Source organism: Mariniflexile litorale (genome assembly GCF_031128465.2).
Classification (GTDB): domain Bacteria; phylum Bacteroidota; class Bacteroidia; order Flavobacteriales; family Flavobacteriaceae; genus Mariniflexile; species Mariniflexile litorale.
Map to the genome: position 1 here is coordinate 4,496,963 of NZ_CP155618.1, position 24,466 is coordinate 4,521,428.

A 24,466-nucleotide genomic window follows, 5' to 3' on the forward strand; every position below is an offset into this window, starting at 1 on the left:
TTTGTGCAAAAGTACTCCTAAATATTTAAAATAAAAAATCATCCTTTTCAAAAGCCAAAAAAATTAATAATCGTACTTTTGAACTTTAAAAGGTTACTTGATTTTTCGTACTCAAACTCTAAAAAGTTATACCTTAACCCTCTAAAATTCATTTCAAAATGATTTCAAAAGAACACATTATAAAACGCTTTATAAGTTACGTTACCATTGATACCGAATCGGATCCGACATCAAACACCACTCCTAGCACTGCTAAACAATGGGTTTTGGCGAACAAACTAGCCGAAGAACTAAAAACCATTGGCATGCACGATGTGAGCATTGATGAAAACGCTTATATTATGGCAACCTTACCAAGTAATGTAAGCCATGAAACACCTACTATTGGTTTTATTTCGCATTTTGATACCTCACCCGATTTTACCGGTGCCAATATAAAACCTCAAATTATTGAAGATTACAATGGGAAAGATATTGTTTTAAATGAAGCTGAAAACATTATTCTGTCTCCAGATTATTTTGACGATTTACTGCAATATAAAGGTCAAACCCTAATTACAACGGATGGTACAACCCTATTGGGGGCTGATGATAAAGCAGGCATTACCGAAATTGTTTCGGCTATGGAATATTTAATTAACCATCCAGAAATTAAACACGGAACCATTAAAGTTGGGTTTACTCCAGATGAAGAAATAGGCAGAGGCGCCCATAAATTTGATGTTGATAAATTTGGAGCCGATTGGGCATACACCATGGATGGTAGCCAAATAGGCGAATTAGAATATGAAAACTTTAATGCCGCTGGTGCTGTTGTAAAAGTAAAAGGTAAAATTGTACACCCAGGGTATGCCAAGGGTAAAATGATAAATTCGATGTATATTGCCCAAGAATTTATCAACTCATTACCAAGACTTGAAACTCCTGAACACACCGATGAGTATCAAGGATTTTTCCATTTATCTTCCATAAAAGGCGAAGTAGAAGAAACTGTTTTAGAATATATTATTCGCGACCACGATTTCGGGCATTTTGAAGCACGCAAAGCCGTTATGAAAAAATTAACCAACGAGTTAAACGAACAATACGGCTGGGAAGTAATAAGCGTTGAAATAAAAGATCAATATTTTAATATGCGTAAAAAGATTGAACCCGTAATGCATATTGTAGACATTGCTGAAGAAGCCATGAAACAGCTTCATATTGAACCGCTTATAAAACCAATTCGTGGTGGTACTGATGGCTCACAATTAAGTTATAAGGGCTTACCTTGCCCCAATATATTTGCTGGCGGACATAACTTTCATGGCCGTTACGAATATGTGCCTGTTGAAAGCATGATAAAAGCCACCGAAGTAATTTGTAAAATTGCTGAATTAACTGCTTTAAAAAAACAATAAGTTGACATAAATATTTAGTAATAAAAAATCCAGCTAGTTGCTGGATTTTTTATTACTAAATATTTCTTCTTCTAAACGTTAATTTACTACCAATCTAAACCCTTCGCCGTGTATGTTTAGTATTTCTACTTTTTCATCTAACTTCATGTATTTACGCAGTTTGGCAATGTACACATCCATACTACGTGATGTAAAGTAGTTATCGTCTCTCCAAATTTTGGTTAATGCTAATTCACGAGGCATCAAATCATTTTCATGTAACGCCAATAGACGTAACAACTCATTTTCTTTAGGTGATAATTTAACGGGGGATCCGCCATCAAATTTCAAAAACCGCAACTTAGAGTTTAAATCAAAACGCCCTATTTTAAACTCAAATTGCTTACTATCTGAAATCGTTTCTGTAGCTTTGCGTTGTATAATGGCTTTAATTTTCATTAACAACACTTCACTATCAAACGGCTTGTTTAAATAATCGTCGGCACCTACCTTATAACCTCTTAAAACATCTTCTTTCATGGTTTTGGCAGTTAAGAAAACAATAGGTACATCGGTATTCTTTTCACGTATCTCTTTTGCTAAAGTAAACCCATCTTTATAGGGCATCATAACATCTAGAATGCATAAATCGTAATCGTCTTTTTTAAATTTTTCGAAACCTTCCATTCCGTTTTTGGCATGAACAACATCGTAATCGTTCATCATCAAATAATCTTTAAGAACGATTCCAAAATTAGGATCGTCTTCCACTAGTAATATTTTCTTTTTTTGCTCTTCCATTTTTATGATATTATTGGAAGCTTTATAATAAAAACGCTTCCTTTGTCTTTTTCACTTTCAACTGATACATGACCTTGATGGTCTTCTACAATTCGTTTTACATAGGCCAAACCTAAACCATGACCTTTAATATTATGAATGTTTCCTGTGTGTTCTCTATAAAATTTTTCGAATACACGTTTGGCAGCCGCTTTACTCATACCACTACCATGATCTTTTATTTTTAATAAAATATTGTTTCCAACATTTTCAGTATATACTTCTATTTTAGGTGCTTCTGGAGAATACTTGATAGCGTTGTCCAGAATATTTACTATCACATTCGTAAAGTGGGTTTCGTTTGCTAAAACGGATGTTTTCTGTGCGTTAAAAAATGTTTTAATATACCCTTGCCTGTCTTCAACAATGAGTTCTACATGTGTAATAGCATCTTCAACGATTTCATGCAAGTCTAACCGATCCTTACTTATATTTAATTCATTTTTTTCTAATTTAGATATTCTTAATACGTTTTCTACTTGCGCGTGCATGCGTTTATTTTCCTCTTTTATCATTACCAAGTATCGCATTACTTTTTCTTTATCATCAATAACTTTTGGATTCTTTATAGCATCTAGAGCCAAATTTATGGTGGCAATGGGTGTTTTAAACTCATGCGTCATATTATTAATAAAATCTGTTTTTATTTCTGATATTTTACGCTGTTTTACTAATTGGTACAAAGCACTTCCGTAAGCCAAAATAATAATGGATGTAAAAATTACCGATAGTAAAATCATACCCATAATAGATGATAAAATAAACTTTTTATCATCTGGAAAATTCACCAAAAGTTTATACGTGCTTTGTTTACTTTCATTATAAAACATAAAAACACTAAATGCTGATGCATCGTTATTCTCAAAATTATCGCTGCGTACTCTCGTTGCTAAATCATTACTATAAATGGCAAATTCAAAATCGATATTAATACTGTCTTCTTTAAGTTTTTCCGATAATAACTTTTGTATTTCTTCTTTGGTTACACGCTTATGAATGGGTAATCTGGATGCCAAATCTTTATAAACATCTTCAAAAACAATTTCATCAGTACTAGACATATTGTCTAACAGCAATAACTTATCATTAGTACTTAAGTCTAAGTCTAAACTAGACCCTCCGTTTTGGTATACTTTAGTTTCGCGATTGCTTAAAATACGTTTTACATTAATGGTATCTAAACCTATGTCAAAGAGCGATGAATTAAACTTATAATTTTCTTCTAAAGTACCGTTTCTGTAAACTACGGTTTCTTTAGAATCAAAATCTTCCTTAATAATATATAAATTTCTAATTGCTGCGGTATCTACTTTAACGCCCTGAGAAATTAAATCTTGAAGTTTATATACATATTCTGAGTACTCACGTTTTTCTATGGTATTAGAAACATAATTAAGTACCTTGTTTACATTAAACCTAAAACGTTCCTTTTCGTTTTTTACAGAACCATTAATATAATACCCTTGAACAAAAATAATACCTATAAGAGACAAACTCATTAACAGTATTAATAACACAAATATTTTTTTGCTCATTATTCAAAATTAACATTTTAACATTTAGTGCTGGTGCCTTTTAACCTTACATTAACAAAAATGTTAAAATTTGAGTTTATTTGCTTGATTTAAGTATGTTAAGATGAATTTCACGCACTTGTTTTATAGTGTTTTCAAGTAATATATTAATAATCACATAATCAGAAAGCTTTACTTTTTCTTCATCTGTCCATTGATTTTTCATGATAGCTAACACTTTATCTTTAGTTGTTACATCTCTTTTAAGTAAACGCTCTATACGTATGGCCTTTGGAGCTGTAACGGTAATAACATAATCACATTCCTGATAACTACCATTTTCAAACAAAATAGCAACTTCTTTTATAACATAAGGTGCGTCTTGTTTTAACTGCCATTTTTTAAAATGCATTGCTACTCGTGGGTGTACTATGGCGTTCATTTTTTGCAAATATGCTTTATCGTTGAAAATAATATTTGCGATAAAAGGTTTGTTTAATTGATTGTCTATATAAGCTTCATTACCAAATAATTTAATGAGTTTTCGCCTAATAACTTTAGACGTATTCATAAGTCTTTTTGCTTCATCATCAGCAATATAAACAGGAATACCCAATGCTTCAAATTGTCTGGCAACCATTGTTTTACCACTTCCAATACCACCTGTTAAACCTACTATTATCATTCTATTATAATGAATTCTATACGTTGCTGTTTAATTTTTACATTTTTAGCTGTTTCAGGAAATTTTTCTAATTCTGGCACCAAAATCGATTGATTATTTACTGCATTACTATAATTACAAATTACATTAAAATCTTTTGCCGAAATTGAATTAAAATTACTCAAACTTACATAATAGGATACGTTAACTTCTTTTGGAAAGTATTTTAAATTAATATTATTTGGCACATTAATAATAGTTACAGGAACTTTTAAGGTTCCCTCAGTAAACTTTTCAACGGTTGCTTTTAAAAGGACTTTATCGTTTGAAAATGTCAAATCCTTATTTGTTTTAGGAAGTTTTAATTTAACGGTTTCTGATATATCTTTTTTGACATTCACTAATAAAACTTTTTCCGTTTGAATAAAATCTACTTTGGAAACTAAAGCTTTAGGCCCCACCACCACCACCGAGTCTGGTATTAAAACATACGGTTTTGAAACATCGAATCCAGGATTATACTTTATGTCTGAATTTAATTTTACAGGTACTTTTTTCACCATATTTACCCCATATCTAAATGTCAGAACGTCTGGTGAGACATTTAGTAATTCAACCTTTTTATCAAACTGGGTATTTTCTAAATAGGCTTTAGATTTATTCCATATAAAAACAGAATCTTTTTTATAAACATCTTTTTTAAAATCGATTATAATTTTAGGTTCAGAGAAATAATAGGATAGCCATTTAAAACCATGTGTTTTTAAAGTAATGTTTAACGCTATAGAATCGTTAAAAATAATATTTTCTTGGGGTACGTTTATTTTTTCAATATTAAAAACAATGGTATTTGTAGTTGTTTTTGAGAGTTTTGTGAATATTAAAATGATGAATGCCAAAAATAAGAATAAAAAAAATACATTTATTTTTTTGTTCTTAATAGAGGCTAATATGTCGGACTTTATTTTTTTTATCATGATGATTTAAAAAACAAATTTGGAAAATGTGTTTTAGGGTTCTTTTTAAAAATTTCTACAACTAAAGTTGATTTTAAAAATCCATAGCCATAACCAAAAAACTGTATCCCAATGGCTATTAACGATAATAACGAAACTACAAAATTTTTAGTTGTTAATAAAGCTGTTAAAAATGCTAATGCAAAATACAAGGCATAAAGTATGATAAACAACTTAATTTGAAATGCCATTAAAAAAACGGACCCTATAAATCCTAAACTAAAGAAAGTTGGAAACCAATAAGTTATTTTTTTTGTTGAAGGATGCCAGCTATTTAAAATAGGGCGAACTAACCCAAACTTATACACTTGTTTGTAAAATTTACTCCAAGAAATACGCCGTTTGTGGTACACAAAAGCTTCTGGAATCAACGCTGTTTTATAACCTAAACCCCAAAGACGAATGGATAAATCGGGATCCTCCCCAGGATGAATGAAACCAAAACCTTCAGATGCCAAAAAAGCTTCTTTTGAAATGCCCATATTAAAACTTCTGGGTTGAAATGTATTAACACTCTTTTTATTACCTCGAATACCTCCTGTGGTAATAACCGATGTCATTGAAAAATTAATCGCTTTTTGTAAATTACTAAACGATTGATGTGCTGCATCTGGTCCACCAAAGCAATCTACATAATTTGTAGTTAAACTCTTTTCAACTTCAAATAAATAGTTTTCAGGCAGAATACAATCAGAATCTAAAATAATAAAATAATTTCCTTTAGCATGATGCATCCCAAAATTTCTAGAATCGCCAGGACCGGAATTTTTCTTAAAAAAGTAGGAGATATTAAGTTTGGCTGTAAAAGTATCAACAATGACTTTTGATGGTATCGTAGAACCATCTTCAACAATAACAATTTCAAATTTAGTATCCGTTTTCAAGCCAACAAAACTTTGCAAAAGCTCTTGCGTTTCGTCTGGCCGATTGTAAACGGGGATAATGAATGAAAATTGTAATTGCATAACACAAATGTAATTAAAGCAAATAAAAAAGCCACCTTATACAAGTGGCTATGTTTTATTTTTTTAAAATTTCACAAGTTTTAAAAAACCTATGAAGTTTTTTATATTATTTTATTATTCTCCTACAAAAGTGCTCATAACAGCGTCACTAACGCCCATGTTGCTAAAACCTCCATCGTGAAATAGATTTTGCAAGGTAACACGCTTTGTTAAATCACTAAATAATGTAACGGTATAGTTAGCACAATCTAATGCGGTGGCGTTACCAAGTGGCGACATTTTATCAGCATAAGCAATAAATCCGTCAAATCCTTTTACACCACTACCAGCAGTTGTAGGTGTTGGCGACTGAGAAATAGTATTTACACGCACTTTTTTATCACGACCAAAGAAATATCCAAAACTACGAGCTATGCTTTCTAAATAGGCTTTATTATCAGCCATATCATTATAATCAGGGAATACACGTTGTGCAGCCATATAAGTTAAAGCTACGATACTTCCCCATTCGTTCATGGCATCTTGCTTATAAAGCGTTTGCATTACTTTATGAAAAGACATTGCGGAAACATCTGTTCCTTTTTGTGTCCAATCGTAATTTTGGTCTGTATAGTGTTTTCCCTTTCTAACGTTAATAGACATCCCAATAGAATGTAAAACAAAATCTATTTTACCTCCAAGAATTTCTACAGATTGTTTAACCAAATTTTCTATATCTTCAATCGAAGTGGCATCTGCAGGAATAATTTGAGATCCCGTTTTTTCAGCTAATTCATTAATTTGTCCCATTCTCATGGCAACTGGCGCATTGGTTAAAACAAAAGTACCTCCTTCTTCGTGAACGCGTTCTGCTGTTTTCCAAGCAATTGAATTTGAGTCTAATGCTCCAAAAATAATTCCTCTTTTCCCTTTTAGTAAATTGTATGACATACTTTTTGGTTTATATGTTGATTTGTTAAATTAGTGTGCAAAGATACAATTAATTCAATAATTCTTTAGCATGTGCTATGGCTGAAGACGACATTTCTAAACCACCTAACATTTGAGCAATTTCAACAATACGTTCGTCATGGTTTAGTTTCACTAAATTGGTTTGTGTTACCTCGTTCACGTCTTCTTTAAATACTTTAAAATGCGCATGTCCTTTCGCTGCAATTTGTGGTAAATGGGTTATAGAAAACACTTGCATGGTTTTACTCATTTGCAACATGATATCGCCCATTTTATTTGAAATTTCACCCGAAACCCCTGTGTCAATTTCATCAAACATAATGGTTGGTAATTGAATATATTTTGACAACACCGATTTTATAGCTAGCATAATACGCGATAACTCACCTCCTGAAGCGGCCTTCTTAAGATCGTTAAAATTCCCACCTTTATTAGCAGAAAACAAAAATGACAAGTCGTCTTTACCGTTTGCTAAAAATGCTTCCTCATAAAGAACCTCTATTTTAAACTGAGCATTCGGCATACCTAAACTCGCTAAAAGAGTTTCTAATTGTTCTTTTAACTGTGGAATAATATCGGTTCGCTTAGTATGGATCTCTTTTGAAATAGTATTTAATTCAGCCTCCTTATTTTCTATTTCTAATTGTTTCTTTTGAATAGACGCATCTAAATTTTCGGTAAACGAAACCTTTTCCTCTAGCTGCGTTTTAATAGTTATTAAATCTAAAACACTATCCACAACATGCTTTTGCATTAAGTTATGAAGTACACGCAATTTAGAATCGACAACAGCTAACCTATTTGGGTCGGCTTCCAAATTTTCTTGTAATATATCAACTTCTTTAAAAACATCATCCATGTCAATTAAACTACTATTGACTCTGTTAAATAAATCGTTGTATTTTAATGAATAACTCGAGAGTTTTTGTAGTGTGTTTTTTAAAGAGGTTAATGCAGGTAGAAGCCCTATTTGTTCTTCATTTAATAATTGATATGCTTCAGACAGTTTTTCTTTAATACCTTCAATATTATTTAAAGTTTCATATTCATCTTCAAGCAATTCTAATTCGCCATCAACCAAATTAGCTTCAACCAACTCGCTTAATAAAAACGAATTATAATCGTGTTCTTTAATGGCATCTGCCTGAAAATCTAAAAGTTCTTTAAGCTCCTTTTTTAATTTTTTATATACTTTTAATTCTAATTTATACGCTTGAAGTATATCTTCATTATTAGCCAAGGCATCAATAACTTGAAATTGAAATTCGTTACTTGTTAACTGCAAGGTTTCATGCTGTGAATGAATATCAATCAATCGTTCACCTAACAATTGTAAACTATTTAAATTTACGGGCGAATCGTTTACAAAAGCTCGCGATTTTCCAGAAGGCAATATCTCTCTGCGGATAATGGTTTGCGCTTCGTAATCAAGATTTTCTGCTTTAAAAAGCGATTGAAGTTTGTAGTTTGAAATATTAAAAACCGCTTCAATAACGCACTTTTCCTCTGTGTTTTTTAAACTGCTTAAATCGGCACGTTTCCCAAGAATTAATGATAAGCCCCCTAAAAGTATTGATTTCCCTGCACCAGTTTCACCAGTAATTATAGAAAACCCATCGTTAAACTCTACATGAAGTTTGTCGATTAAAGCGTAATTTTTTATGGAAAGAGATGTTAACATTCAAGTTAAAAATTTAAAGTTGAAAAGTTGAAAGTTGAGATAACTTAAAACTTAATATTTTGCCATTTACTGCTATGCATAGGCGCTACTTTTTGTAGTGTTTCTTTAACGCTTGCTATATTTACATTGGGGCCATCGCTAAAAATTTGTTCAATTTCATCGGCTTTCGCATCAAAAAAAGTTCTTAGTAAAAACGAATTGGGTCGGCGACTGTTCATAGCCTGAAATTGTTTTAAAGCTCCTGATATTTCCTCCTTACCCTCTTTTGCATTGTTGCTCATAACGTCTAAACCTTTACGATGGTAGGCATACATAACATTTTTATATTCCTTAAAGGTTGGCGATAGGATATTGTCTATAAGTGCAAATCTACTTTGTAAACCATCTGCCAATTTCCAGCCTTTAAAATTATCTTGTTGTGAATAATTAACTATGGTTTGAGCTTGTTGAAAATAAGCATCACCACCGTTTGGAGAAAACGATTCGGCATCTAAACCTAAAATTATATTTATATGAAATGCCAACACAGATACTAAGTTCGATTCGTATTGCGTTGGACTAAAAATTAAATTTTGAAATTCTAAATAGATGAAATTAAAATCTTTGTCGTTAAAATTATAAATTGGCGTGGTAAACGATGAACCATAAACAGGGCGTGAAGATTGCACTTGCAACGATGCTTGAAACGACTCGCTATTATAATTTACAATATTAACAATCATGCTACAATCAATACGTTCTTGACTGGAAAAAGCTTTGTTAGTCCATTTAGTATTATTAATAAACTCTTTTAATTGTTTTTCTAAAGTTTTAAAAATGGGAAGGTTTTCGTTACCCGTTTGTTGTGCATTAACAACCACATTGCAGTTTAACTCTTGGGAAAAACTGACGATTCCAAAACCAAATATTAAAATTATGAGTATGTTACGCATTAATTTGTTCTAAAATTTTATTAAGTAAATCGTTAGCAACGGCTGCCTTCGATTTTAATTGAAATTTAGTCACCGTATCCTCATCATCTATAAAAGTAACTTTATTTGTGTCGCTTTTAAAACCGGCACCTATATCATTTAACGAATTTAAAACAATTAAATTTAAATTCTTTCTTTTTAATTTGTCTTTTGCATTTTCGAGTTCGTTATTAGTTTCTAAAGCAAAACCTACTAAATACTGGTTGGTTTTAATAGCTCCCAAAGAAGCTAAAATATCTTTTGTTTTTTCTAACTCTAAAGTTAACGTAGATGCTTTCTTTTTTATTTTTTGAGAAGCAACTTCTTTTGGTTTATAGTCGGCAACTGCTGCAGAAAGGATAGCAATATCAACCATTTTGAAATGCTCATGAACCGCATCATACATATCGTTAGCACTCACAACAGGAATGACATGTATAAGATTATGTGACACCTTTTGGTGTGTAGGTCCCGTTATTAAAACAACCTCGGCACCAAGATTGGCTGATGCTTTGGCAATTTCAAAACCCATTTTTCCACTAGAATGATTACCAATAAATCGTACAGGATCGATAGCTTCATGCGTTGGGCCAGCTGTAATAAGTACTTTTTTTCCTTTAAGGGGTAGTGTCTCTAAAATATTATTTTCCATAAACGAAACAATAGATTCGGGTTCTGCCATTCTACCTTCACCTACTAAACCACTGGCTAATTCTCCACTTACGGCAGGAATCATAATATTACCGTAGCTTTTTAAAATCTTAAAGGAGCGTAAGGTACTTTCGTGTTTGTACATATCTAAATCCATGGCTGGTGCAAAATATACAGGACATTTAGCAGATAAATAAGTCGCTAACAACAAATTATCACAAACGCCATTTGCCATTTTTGATAAGGTATTTGCTGTAGCGGGCGCAATAATAAATAAATCGGCCCACAAACCTAAATCAACATGATTATTCCATACAACGTTATCCGCTTCTTCATTTATGAAAGATGAATAAACTGGATGTTTTGAAAGTGTTGATAAGGTTAAAGGAGTAATAAATTCTTTAGCAGAAGGTGTCATAACGACTTTTACGTTAGCACCCGATTTTACAAACAACCTTACTAATGAAGCTGTTTTATAAGCGGCAATACCAGCAGTTATACCTAATAATATTTTTTTTCCGCTTAAAATACTCATAAAAAATAGTTTTCAGAATTCTTATGATTAATACGAATTAAACTCCAAGACCATATATTTATATCGTTTTGGAGTTTAATTAATAACATTGAAATTTCAGAAATTACTCCTGATTATCTTCCTCTGTATTTCTAAAATATATTTTATCTGTTAACCATTCTTGAACAGCTAAAGCATGTGGTTTTGGCAATTTTTCGTAAAATTTAGAAACCTCAATTTGCTCTTTATTTTCAAAGATCTCTTCTAAACTGTCGTTATAAGTAGCAAATTCTTCTAACTTATCGATAAGTTCTTTTTTAATCTCTGTGTTAATCTGTTCAGCACGTCTTGCGATGATTGAAATTGACTCGTAAATATTTTCTGTTGGTTCGTCAATTTGATTTCTGTCGTACGTGATGGTGTTAACAGGTGCATTGGTTTTCTTTAAATCCATTGTCATTGTTATTTAACTTTTAGTGCTATATTTTTGTAATTGTTCATTTAATTCTAAAGCCATTTTGTCAACTTCTTCTGTATGCTTAGAATTAGCATATGCTTTTTTAAATGAATCATGATATTCTTTGGCTTGTTCCAAACGGGTTTTCTTTAAAGGAACAATACCGGTTAGTGTCTTTTTGTATTCCACACTATTAACCGCTAATTTATAAGCAGAATCAAATCTTAAAAACAAAGCTTCTTCACGCAATGTAGAACCAGGAAAATCGAACATAAAATTATCAAACGACTTCACAGACGCTGGGTAATCAGAGATTGTATTGTATTGTTTAGCGATACTAAATGCTTTCTTTTCTAATTTAAAATCTAACTCATGGACTAATTTATTAGCTTCAGAAAGATATTCAGACTCAGGGAACATATTTATGAAATCTTGAAGTTTCTCTATAGCAGCTTTAGTTTCTTTTTGGTCTTTAGTATAAGCTGGCGACAACATATAGTAACTCTTTGCTCCTAAAAAAGAGGCTTCTTCTAATTTTTCACTTTTAGGGTAACTGGATGCAAAACGTTCAAACTGATAACCTGCTGTATAATAATCTTTCATTTTATAAAATGAATTAGAATATAAATACATCAACTTTTCAGCTTGTGGTTTCCCTCTATAATTAGGTACTATTTGAGCAAACAGTTTATTGGCTTTGGCAAATTTGCCTTCGTTGTATAAATCTTCTCCCAATTTAAACTTGGTAGCAATATCTTCGTTTTTTAATGCCTTTTGATATTCGCTACAAGAGCTTAAAAATGTGATAGTTATTAATATGTAAAGAAATCTCTTCATAGTTTTGAAACAAGATGCAAAATTAAGTTATTAATATGGATTTTAAAAATATTATTTTACTGCTAAAATAATGGCTTAAATACAGCCATCATCACGATTAAGTAATATTTAACAGATATATATTTAACTGCGACCTTAAAAGTGATTTACAAATGATTTAATTTTCTTTTTTAATTCATTTGAAGCTGGCACCAATGGCAATCTAACACTGTCTTTACATAACTCTAGAGTTTCAAAAACAGCTTTAATACCTGCTGGATTGTTTTCTTCAAAAATATAACCAATTACATCCATTAATTTATAATGAAGTTTATAAGCTTCTTTAGCATTTCCTTTTAAGCCTAAACGAATCATTTCTGAAAATTCTTTGGGAAATCCTTGACCTATTACCGAAATAACGCCTGCTCCTCCTGCTAGCACAATACCCAAAGCCAAATCGTCATCACCCGAAATAATTAAAAAGTCTTTGGGTTTGTTTTTAATTAACTGAAAATATTGCGAAACATTGTTTCCCGCCTCTTTAATAGCAATCACATTTTTGAAATCGTTAGCTAGCCTTAAAGTAGTTTCAACTTCCATATTTTTTGAAGTACGACCTGGAACATTGTATAAAATAATATCAACAGGTGATGCTTCTGAAATAGCTTTGAAATGCTGATAAATACCCTCTTGAGTTGGTTTACTGTAATATGGAGAAACCGATAGTATCGCATCAAAATTAGTTAAATCAGTAGTTTTCACTTCTTCTATAACTTGAGCTGTATTATTTCCTCCAATACCTAAAACCAAAGGAACACGTCCCTTATTAGCTTTAGAAATGGTTACTATAACATCTTTCTTTTCTTGTGCTGTTATGGTTGCGCTTTCAGCAGTAGTACCACACACAACAAGATATTCTACCCCATTTTCTATATTGAAATTCACAATATTTACTAAGGCATCATGATCTACTGTTAAATCTGATTTAAAAGGTGTAACTAAAGCAACTCCAGTTCCTAGAAACTTACTATTCATTCTTAATTTTATTTAATATAGTTAGGTATTTAAAAATTTCGTTTTTAAATACGTTAAATTCTGTTAGGCTTGTTTTAATAATAAGGTCATTTAAACGCTCGTCGGCTTGTAACATCCCCACTTTAAACTGTGCTTTTGATAAGGCTGTAAACAATTTTAATTCTGTAATATCTGCTTCGTAATAACTGATTAAAACATCAAATTTAGTATCTAAAAAGGTTTGTAATTCGCTGTTTTTAATAAGACCATTCCAAGCAATATCGTCGGGATTATAACAAATATCCCAAGATTTAAGGGTTTCTTTTTTATTTGAAGAAAACGCTATAATCTTTAACCTATTAGGAAGTACTTTTAAATAAGACGATAGTGTATTAAACTGTTCAAAATCATTAACTTCATCTAAATTAAAGATAATCCCTAAACTTTCAACCTTATTATCTGAAACATTTACATAGCGTTCAGATAACAATTTATTGATGCGTTTTTTAATAGATTTTTCTCTAAAACCTTTTAAAATCATTTATCTTTATACTTTGCGCAAAGGTAATAAAAGTACATTCAAAAAATCTATTAAAAATATGAGGTTTACATATTTAATTTATTTGTTATATATATTACTGGTTTTTAATTGTAAACCTCCTAAAAACTATTTGACTAAAATTGAAGGTAAACAAATTCAAATTACAGATTCATTAGCAATTGACCCCAATGTTGAAGCCTTCATAAAACCTTATAGAGCACACATTGAAAAAGATTTAGACAGCGTGTTGGCATATGCTGTTAGTAAATACACAAAATCTGATGGAGAGTTTAATACAGCCATTGGTAATTTTATGGCAGATGCTATTTTTGATGAAGCCAACCCCATTTTTAAAAATAGAACCGGTAATAATATAGATATGGTCATTTTAAATCATGGCGGTATTCGTTCTATTATTAATAAAGGAAACATAACTACCCGAACCGCTTTCGAATTAATGCCTTTTGAAAATAGTATCGTTGTTGTTGCTATGAAAGGCACACAAATAGACAACTTGGTTTCCTATTTAAGTAAAGCACATAAAGCACACCCTATTTCTAAACTTAAAATGACTATTGACAAAAAATTTAATGTTGTTGAAGCATCTATTAATGATGAAAAAATTCAATTGAATAAAACCTATTATGTGGCCACCAACGATTATTTATATAATGGTGGTGATAATATGACTTTTTTTAAACCAAACAATGGTCTTTATGTTTTAGATTATAAGATACGAAATGCCCTAATAGATCATTTTAAAAAAGTAGATACTATAAACCCTGTAAGAGATGAGAGGTTTATACAATTAAAATAAATATATGAAACGTAGAGATTTTATTCAGCAAACATCGGCAACAGCTGCTTTGGTAACCATTGGCAGTTTGGGGCTTCAATCGTTTACAACCAGCTCAAAGATATCTAAAATCACTATTTTACACACAAATGATGTGCATAGCCACATCGATCCTTTTGGCCCCGAAGATGGGAGAAATGCGAACAAAGGTGGTATTGCTAGGAGAGCGCGTTTAATTGAATCTATTAGAAACGAAAACCCCAACACACTTTTATTAGATGCTGGTGATATTTTTCAGGGTACCCCCTATTTTAATTATTATGGCGGTGAATTGGAATTTAAACTGATGAGCAAATTAAAATATGATGCAGCCACAGTAGGTAACCACGATTTTGACAATGGAATTGATGGTTTATATACCCAATTACCACATGCTCAGTTTCAATTTATTTCTTCAAATTATGATTTTTCGAATACCGTAATGCATACGCATGTAAATCCATATAATATCTTTAAAAAAGATGGGATTAAAATTGGCGTTTTTGGATTAGGTATTGAACTAGATGGTTTGGTTGACCCCTCCATGTACAAAGAAACAAAGTATTTAGATCCTGTTGAGATAACTCAAGATATGACACGCATTCTAAAGACAGTTGAAAAATGTGATTTGGTAATATGCTTATCACATTTAGGTTATGATTATAAAACAAATCCCGATAAAATGAGCGATTTAAAACTAGCTGGTTTAACTAAAGATATCGATTTAATTATTGGTGGACATACACACACTTTTTTACCCAAGCCAAGTATTGTAAAAAATAAGGAAGGCAAAAACATGTTAGTAAACCAAGTTGGATGCTATGGCATTAATCTTGGTAGAATAGATTTTTATTTTGATGCAAATAAAAATCTATCTGTAAACGGCACAGCTATTGTTGTTTAAGATAAAACAGCATCAGATGAATAATTTTCCAAATGTAGTTGTTTGGACTTCTTCTTAGTGAAGTTTAGATTTATAATATATCTAAACATCAAATAAAGCGCTACAGTATAAAATATATTTTGTAATAGTTCGAAACTCCAATTGTATAAAAAATATAGATTTATATAATTTAACATAACGGATAATCCAAAAAATATTATTGCAGTTAAAAATAAAACAGACTGTCTTGTTTGCGTGTTTAAATACACTGCAAAAGAAGAAAATCCTAAAATAATTAACATTAAACTTTTAACTCCAAACAACAATACTTCTTTAGGGTTAGGGACAAATGTTTGTAATATACTATGAACAATATATAAGAAATATAAAGCAATAGAAAACACCACTATCAAATATACACCTATTAATGTATTAAACTCAAGTATCTTAAATTTAGGACACATCATTAACAAATACATATAACTAATTATATAAAGAATACTTGAAGCTTCAATGAGGACTTCTTCTGGAAAAAAGACATAAGCTATATCTCCTAAAAAAGAAAACATTAAAAAAGAGACAAAAGTAAGCCCCAATGTATTATATTTTATAAAAAAGAAAATTAAAAATACAGGAATGCAAAGCGGTATTGCGGTTTTTAAAATCAATGCATCTTCTGTAACGGCACCAATAATATTAATAATGATTAATATTATTAAAGCGCAAAGAAACACTTTATTAAACGTAAATTTAAGCCAATTATTCACAGTATTTACATAAGTAGGTTGACGCAAATATAATAATAAATATTTATTTAATCGATAAAAAAATACTTTTCATCGATTATTTATTGATTATTATGCGTTTTATCGAATAAATTGAATTTTTTTTAATAAAAAATTACATCGCAAATATCTAACCATATAGCATCCAAACACGCATAATAAAAAACACATATTCAGTTAATATTGAGAATTATTGTAATGTCCGTTTGATGAATACACTTCGTTTTAAGTTTTCACCCATCCATAAAGTGGATTTATTTTTTATAAAGTTAGATTAGAAACGTATGGAGGTTATATTTAGTTATCCCAAATTAAAACAGAAGAACTCTGAAGTCTAAAAACATATAAGTCAGTCAATTAACACATTCACATCTACCCGTGTAACTTCGTACTCAATTTTAGATTGCTTATAGAAAAAATAAAAAGCTAACACATATAAAGTTGTAGAAACTACATTCAGCAAGTGCCTTTCTGAAATATAAGTATAAGCTACCCATATTACTTCACCAAACACAATACATAAAGCACCTAAAAACATATACAAAGACTTCACATTATCTCTATAAAAATAGTTTACCAATGCTAAAGACAAGAACAATAACATAACAATGTTATATATTAATTCTACATAATATTCATTTGATTTAGCTACAAAGGGGTCTATTATTGCTTGTAAAACGTAAACAATATATATATTTAAAATAGTTAAAACCACTAAATGAATTTTATAATTTTTCAGCACATGAAATAATGAAAGAGATTTAAAAACCTCAACAATCAGGAAGATATATGCTAATATATATAAAGAATTACCTATAAAATATTCAGACTTATGCGAAATATAAGACGTTAAGAAAATCATTAAGTCTGATATAGAAAATAATATTAAAAAAAGTGTGAAAAATAGAGACTTCTTTTTTATATTTACAAAATACAACAAAGTAACTACTGGTAATATAATTGATTTGAGAGCATTTGCAATTTCTTCTTCATTTCTGAATTGATAGATTACCGATAGAATATAAAGTAATAATGATAAAATTACCAAGGCTTTCGACTTGTTCATAATAACAATTTATAATTAAAAATGCAAATATAGTTATATTTCGCAATATGACGTTAAAAAAAGACGTTTTATCGATATAATTACGAATTATTTAATTTTTTGTAGGAATTCGTATTCGTCTATTACAACAATCTTCAAATCTTCTGCTTTTTTTCTTTTACTGGGTCCCATATTATCGCCCGCAACAATATAACTTGTTTTTGACGAAATGGAGCTGCTTACTTTACCACCGTTATCTTCTATAAGCTTTTTAAGCTCGTCGCGCGAAACAGATTCAAAAACACCCGAAATAACAATACTCTGTCCTTTTAATATATCGGTTTGTCCTATAAGTTGTTCTGCTGAAATTTCCAATTGAACACCAAATGCTTTCAACCTATTAATTATAAGTATATTTTCTTCTGAAGAAAAGAAAGCACGAACGCTTTCAGCTATTTTAACCCCAATTTCATCTACATTTACTAATGCTTCTTCTGATGCTTCTGCAATAGCTGCAATACTTTTATAGTGTTTGGCTAATTTTTTAGCTACAGTTTCTCCAACATAACGAATTCCTAAAGCATATAAAACGCGTTCAAAAGGAATACTTTTAGATTGTTCAATCCCTTGAATTAAATTATCGGCACTTTTTTCAGCCATGCGCTCTAATGGAATCACTTGTTCTTTAGTTAATTCATACAAATCTGCATAATTAGAAATCAATCCTTCATTAACCAAAAGCGCTACAGTTTCTCCTCCCAAACCTTCTATATCCATTGCTTTTCTGGATATAAAATGCTGAATACGCCCAATTATTTGAGGGTTACAACCATTATAATTAGGACAATAATGTTGTGCCTCACCTTCTTGTCTTACTAATTCTGTTTCACATTCGGGACACTGTGTAATATATTCAGTTGGTTTAGAATTTAATGGACGCTTGGTTAAATCAACACCCAAAATTTTGGGAATTATTTCTCCGCCTTTTTCAACATACACTTCATCATTTACTCGAATATCTAATTTTTCAATTTGGTCAGCATTATGCAATGAGGCTCTTTTTACGGTAGTACCCGCAAGTTCAACAGGTTCTAAATTGGCAACTGGTGTAATTGCACCTGTGCGTCCCACTTGATAAGTGATACTATTTAGTTTTGTTGAAACCCGTTCTGCCTTAAACTTATACGCCATAGCCCAACGAGGTGCTTTGGCTGTATATCCCAACTCTTCTTGCTGTTGTAAGTTGTTTACCTTTACCACAACACCATCAGTTTCATACGGCAATTCATGGCGGTGTATATTCCAATAATCAATAAACTCTAAAACCTCGTCAATAGAATTAGTGAGTTTTGCTGCATGAGGTACTTTAAAACCCCATTCTCTTGCTTTTTCTAAACTATCAAACTGCGAATTAACGCCTAAGTTAGAACCTGTTAAATTATAAAGCAAACATTCTAATGGTCGTTTTGCAACCTCTGCACTATCTTGTAGCTTCAAGCTTCCAGACGCTGTATTTCTTGGATTTCGGTAAGGCTCTTCGCCAATTTCAATACGTTCTTCATTCATTTTAATGAAGCCTTCAAAAGGCAAAACAATTTCACCGCGTATATCAAACTTTTCTGGGTAATCGCCCTTTAATTTTAATGGTACCGACTTAATAGTTTTTATATTGGGCGTTACATTATCGCCTTGAAATCCATCACCTCTTGTAACAGCCTTAACCAAAACGCCGTTTTCATAAGTTAAACTAATAGATGCACCATCATATTTTAGCTCACAAGTATATTGAATATCACCGTCAATGAGTTTTTTTATACGTGTTTCCCAATCTAACAAATCTTCTTTAGAATAGGAATTCTCCAAAGAATACATACGATACTCATGTGGTATGGTTTCAAAATTTTTAGTAACCTCCCCTCCTACACGTTGTGTTGGCGAATTCGCATCAAAAAATTCCGGATGCTTCGCTTCTAATTCTTGAAGTTCTTTCAATTTAATGTCAAAATCAAAATCTGAAATCGTCGCATTATCAAGTACGTAATAGTTGTAGTTGTGCTGATTTAATTCGTCGCGTAAGCTTTGTATTTGCTGTTCTATATTCATTGTACTTGCCACTAATTCACAAATATTTCTAATTGCTTATTTTTAATTCTAAACTGTTAATTCTTCACTCCTTTAATCATTCTATCTTTTCTAAATAGATCCTGTTTTAATTCAATGTGACTAAAATGATGTTTTACTAATAATTGAATCATATCGTTTCCAAGATATTCATTAATCTCAAAAAACAAACTACCGTTTTCAGACAATTTATCAAGAGCAAATCGTGTAATGGCTTTGTAAAACAATAACGGATCGTCGTCTTTAACAAACAATGCTAAATGAGGTTCGTTATCTAGTACATTCGGTTTCATTTGTTGCTTTTCTTGCTCCCTTACATACGGTGGGTTTGAGACAATGATATCAAATTTCAATGTTTCAAATTCCAAATTCCAAATTCCACCTGTCATGGGTTTTTGATCTTCGGTCTTTAAAATATCGGCTTCAATAAATTCAACGTCAACCGCATTCAATTCAGCATTTTTCTTTGCCATTTTCAAAGCTTGTGTACTTACATCTAATGCATAAACTTTTGCGTTAGGCAATTGTTTTGCTAAAGCAATGGCAATACAGCCACTACCCGTTCCAATATCTAAAATAATTGGGCTTTGGTTTTCAGATACTTGGTGTTGATGAATAATCCATTCCACCAATTCTTCTGTTTCGGGTCTTGGTATTAAAGTGTGTTCATTTACTTTAAAAGGTAAACCATAAAATTCGGTTTCACCTAATATATATTGTATGGGATGCTGTTTTTTTAATAATTCTAAAGCAATTAAAATCGCATCATAGTTTTCAAACAACATTTGAGGCTCCATAGCCAATTTAATTCTTGAAATATGATAATAGGATTCAATCAACATAAAAAAGAAACTGTCCACTTCTTCTTTTCCATATAAAGAATCTAATTCTTCGTGAAATGTGTTTTGTATGTCTTTTAAACTCAAAATTTTTCTTTTAATTCAGTAATCAAAAACTTTTAATTACAAATCTTTTACCATCCAAACACCACACGAAAAATGCCCCGTATTGCCTAAAGCCCCTTTTAAATGTTTAAAACCGTAACTATCGTAAATATGTATCGCTGCTTTTAATTGGGGTGCCGATTCTAAATAACACTTCTTATATCCCAAATTTTTGGCTGCTGACAAACATTTCTCAAATAGTAATCTACCATAACCTTTTCCTCTAACCTTTGGGGAAAAATACATTTTTTGAATTTCACACACATTCGCTTCAAAGTCCTTTAAAGGTTTTACGCCACCGCCGCCCAAAATTTCACCATCTTGTTCAATCACAAAATAAACATCATTATCATTTTGATAGGATTCATACATTTGTGGTGTTTCTTCATCAGAATAAGCTGTTCCTTCCAAAGGAATTTTAAATTCATGAAAACATGCCCTAATAATTTGCTCAATTTGAGCATTATCATTAGGTGCTATTTTCCGAATAACAATAGTATCTTTACTCATTATAAAATGTTAATTTTGTGTCGATGTTTGTCGGGATGAAGATACATTAAATCTGAAAAATCAGGAAATGAAACGCGTTATAATCTTATCAACAATATTGCTTACTCTTTTTAACTGCTCTGTAAATGAGAAGCCTGAATTTTTAGGTGTTGAAAATATAAAAATACTTGAATCTACCCCAAAATACGTCATTCTTACTGCTGATGCACTATTTGAAAACCCTAATATTATTGGTGGCGAACTAGAAGTGAACGATATAAAAGTTTATGTTAATGATAGTGAAATGGCCTCGGTGTCATCTAAAAATTTTGAAGTTCCTGGTGAAAAGAACTTTTCTATACCATTGATAGCCAATGTACCTGTTGATAGTATTTTTGGAGATGAAAATTTAAGCCATTTAATTGGCACTTTGCTAACTAAAAAAATGACCGTACAATATAAAGGTGTGATTAATTATAAAGTTTTAGGCTTTTCACACACCTATAATGTTGACAAAACCGAAGAAGTAAAAATTAAATAACTCACATTTTTTTGAGCAACCACGAAACATATATAAAACGTTGTATTGAAATTGCCAAAAATGGATTGGGCACCACCCGACCCAACCCCATGGTTGGCAGTCTTATAGTTTATAACGACAAAATTATAGGTGAAGGTTTTACGAGTACTTATGGTGGAAACCATGCTGAAGTAAATGCTATAAACTCGGTAAAAGACAAATCACTTTTAAAAGATGCCACCATATATGTCACCTTAGAACCTTGCTCCCATTATGGAAAAACACCACCTTGTAGCGACCTCATTATCAAACACCAAATACCAAATGTGGTTATTGGTTGCATAGATGATAATATACAAGTAGCAGGAAAAGGCATTGAAAAACTAAAAAAAGCTGATTGTAATCTAATCGTTGGCGTTTTAGAAAATGAATGTAAAGATCATCACAAACGTTTTTTTACATTTCACAATAAAAAACGCCCGTATATTATTTTAAAATGGGCGGAAACCTCCGATGGTTTTATCGCCCCAGAAACAAAAAACGAACAAAAGCCCGTTTGGATTACCAATGAATATTCCCGACAGTTAGTCCATAAATGGCGTACCGAAGAACAAGCTATTTTAGTGGGTACCCATACCGTTTTGCAAGACAACCCAAGCTTAACCGTTAGAGATTGGACAGGACAAAACCCTATTAGAATTGTTTTAGACAAAGACGAAAAGCTACCAAAAGACATGAATGTTTTTAACAAACAAGCAGAAACAATTGTTATAGGTTCAAAAATCCATAACCAAAAACCAAAAACCCAAAATTTGAATTTGGAAGTTATAAATTGGGATTTAAAAACCTCCATAGCAAAACAAATTTGCGACTGCCTGTATAAGCATAGCATCAATTCCATTATTATTGAAGGTGGTGCAAAAACACTACAAACTTTCATTGATGAAAATCTTTGGGATGAAGCTCGTGTTTTTACAGGAACTACTCAATTTAAAAATGGCGTAAAAGCACCTACCTTTTCAGGAAAATTAATTTCTGAAGAAAAAATAGTAACCGATATACTCAAAATATATAAGAATGATTAAAGCCATCATATTCGACTTTGGCAACGTGTTTATCAATTTAGATATTGAAGGCGCGACCAACCATACGTTTAACAAATTTAAGATTGATTCCCTTTCTGAAGAAATGATTGCTTTTAATAGCTTTTATGAACAAGGATTAATTTCAACCGAAGAATTTATTGGGTTTTATAGCGAAAATTTCCCCAATCTTTCAAACGAAGAATTAATAGACATTTGGAATTTTATGCTTAAAGATTTTCCTAATCATCGTCTAGAATTTTTAAAAAACTTAAAAGCAGCTTCAAAATACAAACTCATACTTTTAAGCAATACCAACGAACTTCATATAAATCACATAAAAAGAACAGTTCCGTTTTACGATGAATTCAAAAATTATTTTGATGCATTTTATTTATCGCACGAAATCAATTTAAGAAAACCAAACCGCGATATTTTCGATTTTGTTTTAAGCGAAAATAAATTAAATGCCCACGAATGCCTTTTTATTGATGATAATGAAGATAATTGTAAAATCTCAAAATCGTTAGAGATTAAAACATGGCACATCAATCCAGAAACCGAAGATGTTTCAAATTTATTTAAAATTAAGAAAGATCTATTTTAATTGAGTTTGGTTGAAAAAGACACATACAAAACCATTGAAACGTCAACCGAAGCCATTCTGTTTAAAGAAAAGAATAGCAAGTTTATTGGTTACGCCTACCCCGTTTTAAATGAAGACGAGGTAAAACTTCATATCGAAACATTAAAAAAGGAACATCATGCCGCAAGACATTGGTGCTACGCCTACCAACTAGGAACCGAAAACATATCATATCGTGCCAACGACGATGGTGAGCCCAATAATTCTGCGGGCATGCCTATTTACGGACAAATACAATCATTTGAAGTTACCAATATATTAATTGTAGTCGTTCGTTATTTTGGTGGTATAAAATTAGGTGTGGGTGGTCTAATAAGCGCTTATAAAACCACCGCACAATTAACACTTGAAGCATCTAAAATTGTTAAAAAAACGATTAATGTTAATTATCTAATCTCTTTCGATTATAAAAACATGAATACTGTGATGCGAATTATTAAGGAGAAAAACTTAAACATCACTAATCAAAAATTAGAATTAGATTGTCAAATTACAATTGCTGTTCGAAAAAAAGAGGCAGCGTCTGTTTTTGAAATTTTTAATCATCTTTTTGAAATATCCATACAAGAAATTTAGATTACTTCTTAATAGCATCTAAAATATATTGAGGGGCCTTTATGGGTCTGTTGGTTTTCATATCTATAAACACTAAGGTAGTACTAGCAACTGTTAAAACATCTCCCTTTTCATTGCTGATTTCATACTCAAATTCTATCTTAGCAGTAGGTGTTTTTTTTAGTTGAGTTTTTACATTAATTACATCGTCATAAACTGCTGATTTTTTATAGTTTATACTTAAAGAAACTACGGGAAGCATCACCCCGTTTTCTTCCATACTTTTATAAGAAATCCCTAATTTTCGAAGCCACTCAATTCGCCCCATTTCAAGATATAATGCGTAGTTTCCGTGATATACCACGCCCATTTGGTCGGTTTCGCCATATCTCACTCTTATTTGTATTTCGTCGATTTTCATAAGGTTTATTAAATATTTTTTTGTAGCTTCGGCAAGAGGTTAAACATGGTGAAAAAATTCTGAATATTCAATACTAAATCATTTTTTTTTTAAGAATTTTGTTCACATATTTGCCAAACCAAAAAGGGGGTTAATATTATTAATTTTCTTTCACAAACCTTACGAACAAAAAACCTGAATAATAAAA

26 protein-coding genes are annotated in these 24,466 nt (G+C 31.2%); 7 read left to right on the top strand and 19 right to left on the bottom strand.

The features are described from left to right. Positions 1–158 precede the first annotated feature (158 nt). Positions 159–1,400: a peptidase T gene (gene pepT / locus QLS71_RS19075; RefSeq protein ID WP_308992137.1), complete on the top strand. Its 1,242-nt coding sequence runs from the start codon at positions 159–161 to the stop codon at positions 1,398–1,400. Between the two features lie 78 nt (positions 1,401–1,478). Here the strand turns inward: pepT and QLS71_RS19080 are convergent, their stop codons facing one another. The 13 genes from QLS71_RS19080 to QLS71_RS19140 form a co-directional block, all read right to left on the bottom strand. Next, on the bottom strand, positions 1,479–2,180 hold the full coding sequence (locus QLS71_RS19080) for a response regulator transcription factor (RefSeq protein WP_308992136.1): 702 nt from the start codon (positions 2,178–2,180) through the stop codon (positions 1,479–1,481). A gap of 2 nt (positions 2,181–2,182) precedes the next feature. Beyond that, positions 2,183–3,754 (bottom strand): HAMP domain-containing sensor histidine kinase, encoded by a 1,572-nt coding sequence (locus QLS71_RS19085; RefSeq protein ID WP_308992135.1) that lies wholly within the window; start codon positions 3,752–3,754, stop codon positions 2,183–2,185. 76 nt (positions 3,755–3,830) lie between these two features. Further along, positions 3,831–4,418: a dephospho-CoA kinase gene (gene coaE / locus QLS71_RS19090; RefSeq protein ID WP_308992134.1), complete on the bottom strand. Its 588-nt coding sequence runs from the start codon at positions 4,416–4,418 to the stop codon at positions 3,831–3,833. Further along, on the bottom strand, positions 4,415–5,374 hold the full coding sequence (locus tag QLS71_RS19095; RefSeq protein ID WP_308992133.1) for a YbbR-like domain-containing protein: 960 nt from the start codon (positions 5,372–5,374) through the stop codon (positions 4,415–4,417). The genes coaE and QLS71_RS19095 overlap by 4 nt, the downstream gene beginning before the upstream one ends. After that, positions 5,371–6,378: a glycosyltransferase gene (locus tag QLS71_RS19100; RefSeq protein ID WP_308992132.1), complete on the bottom strand. Its 1,008-nt coding sequence runs from the start codon at positions 6,376–6,378 to the stop codon at positions 5,371–5,373. The genes QLS71_RS19095 and QLS71_RS19100 overlap by 4 nt, the downstream gene beginning before the upstream one ends. Before the next feature lie 114 nt (positions 6,379–6,492). After that, positions 6,493–7,308 (bottom strand): SDR family oxidoreductase, encoded by an 816-nt coding sequence (locus tag QLS71_RS19105; RefSeq protein ID WP_308992131.1) that lies wholly within the window; start codon positions 7,306–7,308, stop codon positions 6,493–6,495. A gap of 49 nt (positions 7,309–7,357) precedes the next feature. Next, positions 7,358–9,010, bottom strand: a complete 1,653-nt coding sequence (gene recN, locus QLS71_RS19110; protein ID WP_308992130.1) for a DNA repair protein RecN — start codon at positions 9,008–9,010, stop codon at positions 7,358–7,360. A gap of 44 nt (positions 9,011–9,054) precedes the next feature. Then, a complete protein-coding gene (locus tag QLS71_RS19115; RefSeq protein ID WP_308992129.1) occupies positions 9,055–9,942 on the bottom strand; it encodes a DUF4835 family protein in 888 nt (295 codons plus the stop codon). After that, positions 9,935–11,146: a bifunctional phosphopantothenoylcysteine decarboxylase/phosphopantothenate--cysteine ligase CoaBC gene (gene coaBC, locus QLS71_RS19120; protein WP_308992128.1), complete on the bottom strand. Its 1,212-nt coding sequence runs from the start codon at positions 11,144–11,146 to the stop codon at positions 9,935–9,937. The genes QLS71_RS19115 and coaBC overlap by 8 nt, the downstream gene beginning before the upstream one ends. Positions 11,147–11,249: 103 nt before the next feature. Then, entirely contained in the window at positions 11,250–11,579 is a 330-nt protein-coding gene (locus QLS71_RS19125) for a DNA-directed RNA polymerase subunit omega (protein ID WP_308992127.1), read from the bottom strand. Between the two features lie 12 nt (positions 11,580–11,591). Continuing rightward, entirely contained in the window at positions 11,592–12,419 is an 828-nt protein-coding gene (locus QLS71_RS19130) for an outer membrane protein assembly factor BamD (protein WP_308992126.1), read from the bottom strand. Between the two features lie 135 nt (positions 12,420–12,554). Further along, on the bottom strand, positions 12,555–13,433 hold the full coding sequence (gene dapA, locus QLS71_RS19135; RefSeq protein WP_308992125.1) for a 4-hydroxy-tetrahydrodipicolinate synthase: 879 nt from the start codon (positions 13,431–13,433) through the stop codon (positions 12,555–12,557). Continuing rightward, complete coding sequence (locus tag QLS71_RS19140) at positions 13,426–13,953, bottom strand: hypothetical protein (protein WP_308992124.1); 528 nt, start codon at positions 13,951–13,953, stop codon at positions 13,426–13,428. Before QLS71_RS19140 ends, dapA begins: the two co-directional genes overlap by 8 nt. 130 nt (positions 13,954–14,083) lie before the next feature. On the opposite strand from QLS71_RS19140, the gene QLS71_RS19145 reads away from it, so the two are divergent. Next, the gene (locus QLS71_RS19145; RefSeq protein ID WP_308992123.1) at positions 14,084–14,770 is read left to right on the top strand and encodes a 5'-nucleotidase; all 687 of its coding nucleotides are present in this window, start codon (positions 14,084–14,086) and stop codon (positions 14,768–14,770) included. 4 nt (positions 14,771–14,774) lie between these two features. Further along, the gene (locus QLS71_RS19150; RefSeq protein WP_308992122.1) at positions 14,775–15,692 is read left to right on the top strand and encodes a metallophosphatase; all 918 of its coding nucleotides are present in this window, start codon (positions 14,775–14,777) and stop codon (positions 15,690–15,692) included. On the opposite strand, the gene QLS71_RS19155 is transcribed toward QLS71_RS19150, so the two are convergent. From QLS71_RS19155 to QLS71_RS19175, 5 genes are all read right to left on the bottom strand, one after another. Then, a complete protein-coding gene (locus QLS71_RS19155; protein ID WP_308992121.1) occupies positions 15,689–16,438 on the bottom strand; it encodes a hypothetical protein in 750 nt (249 codons plus the stop codon). The genes QLS71_RS19150 and QLS71_RS19155 overlap by 4 nt on opposite strands. A 367-nt stretch (positions 16,439–16,805) precedes the next feature. Then, the gene (locus QLS71_RS19160; protein WP_308992120.1) at positions 16,806–17,522 is read right to left on the bottom strand and encodes a hypothetical protein; all 717 of its coding nucleotides are present in this window, start codon (positions 17,520–17,522) and stop codon (positions 16,806–16,808) included. A gap of 87 nt (positions 17,523–17,609) precedes the next feature. Then, on the bottom strand, positions 17,610–19,604 hold the full coding sequence (gene ligA / locus QLS71_RS19165) for an NAD-dependent DNA ligase LigA (protein ID WP_308992119.1): 1,995 nt from the start codon (positions 19,602–19,604) through the stop codon (positions 17,610–17,612). Positions 19,605–19,660: 56 nt separating this feature from the next. Next, positions 19,661–20,548, bottom strand: coding sequence for a peptide chain release factor N(5)-glutamine methyltransferase (prmC, locus tag QLS71_RS19170; RefSeq protein WP_308992118.1), 888 nt, complete (start codon positions 20,546–20,548; stop codon positions 19,661–19,663). A 36-nt stretch (positions 20,549–20,584) separates the two neighbouring features. After that, positions 20,585–21,076, bottom strand: coding sequence for a GNAT family N-acetyltransferase (locus tag QLS71_RS19175; RefSeq protein ID WP_308992117.1), 492 nt, complete (start codon positions 21,074–21,076; stop codon positions 20,585–20,587). A gap of 67 nt (positions 21,077–21,143) precedes the next feature. On the opposite strand from QLS71_RS19175, the gene QLS71_RS19180 reads away from it, so the two are divergent. Genes QLS71_RS19180 through QLS71_RS19195 form a run of 4 tightly spaced genes read left to right on the top strand, consistent with a single transcriptional unit; the run spans position 21,144 to position 23,879 of the window. Further along, on the top strand, positions 21,144–21,596 hold the full coding sequence (locus QLS71_RS19180; protein WP_308992116.1) for a hypothetical protein: 453 nt from the start codon (positions 21,144–21,146) through the stop codon (positions 21,594–21,596). Positions 21,597–21,607: 11 nt separating this feature from the next. Next, a complete protein-coding gene (gene ribD, locus QLS71_RS19185) occupies positions 21,608–22,660 on the top strand; it encodes a bifunctional diaminohydroxyphosphoribosylaminopyrimidine deaminase/5-amino-6-(5-phosphoribosylamino)uracil reductase RibD (protein WP_308992115.1) in 1,053 nt (350 codons plus the stop codon). Further along, positions 22,653–23,264, top strand: a complete 612-nt coding sequence (locus QLS71_RS19190) for an HAD family phosphatase (RefSeq protein ID WP_308992114.1) — start codon at positions 22,653–22,655, stop codon at positions 23,262–23,264. The genes ribD and QLS71_RS19190 overlap by 8 nt, the downstream gene beginning before the upstream one ends. A 6-nt stretch (positions 23,265–23,270) precedes the next feature. Beyond that, complete coding sequence (locus tag QLS71_RS19195) at positions 23,271–23,879, top strand: YigZ family protein (protein WP_308992113.1); 609 nt, start codon at positions 23,271–23,273, stop codon at positions 23,877–23,879. 1 nt (position 23,880) lies between these two features. Here QLS71_RS19195 and QLS71_RS19200 read toward each other — a convergent pair whose 3' ends face one another. Continuing rightward, positions 23,881–24,279 carry a thioesterase family protein gene (locus QLS71_RS19200; protein ID WP_308992112.1) on the bottom strand — a complete coding sequence of 133 codons (399 nt, stop codon included), beginning with the start codon at positions 24,277–24,279 and terminating at the stop codon, positions 23,881–23,883. Between the last annotated feature and the right edge of the window lie 187 nt (positions 24,280–24,466).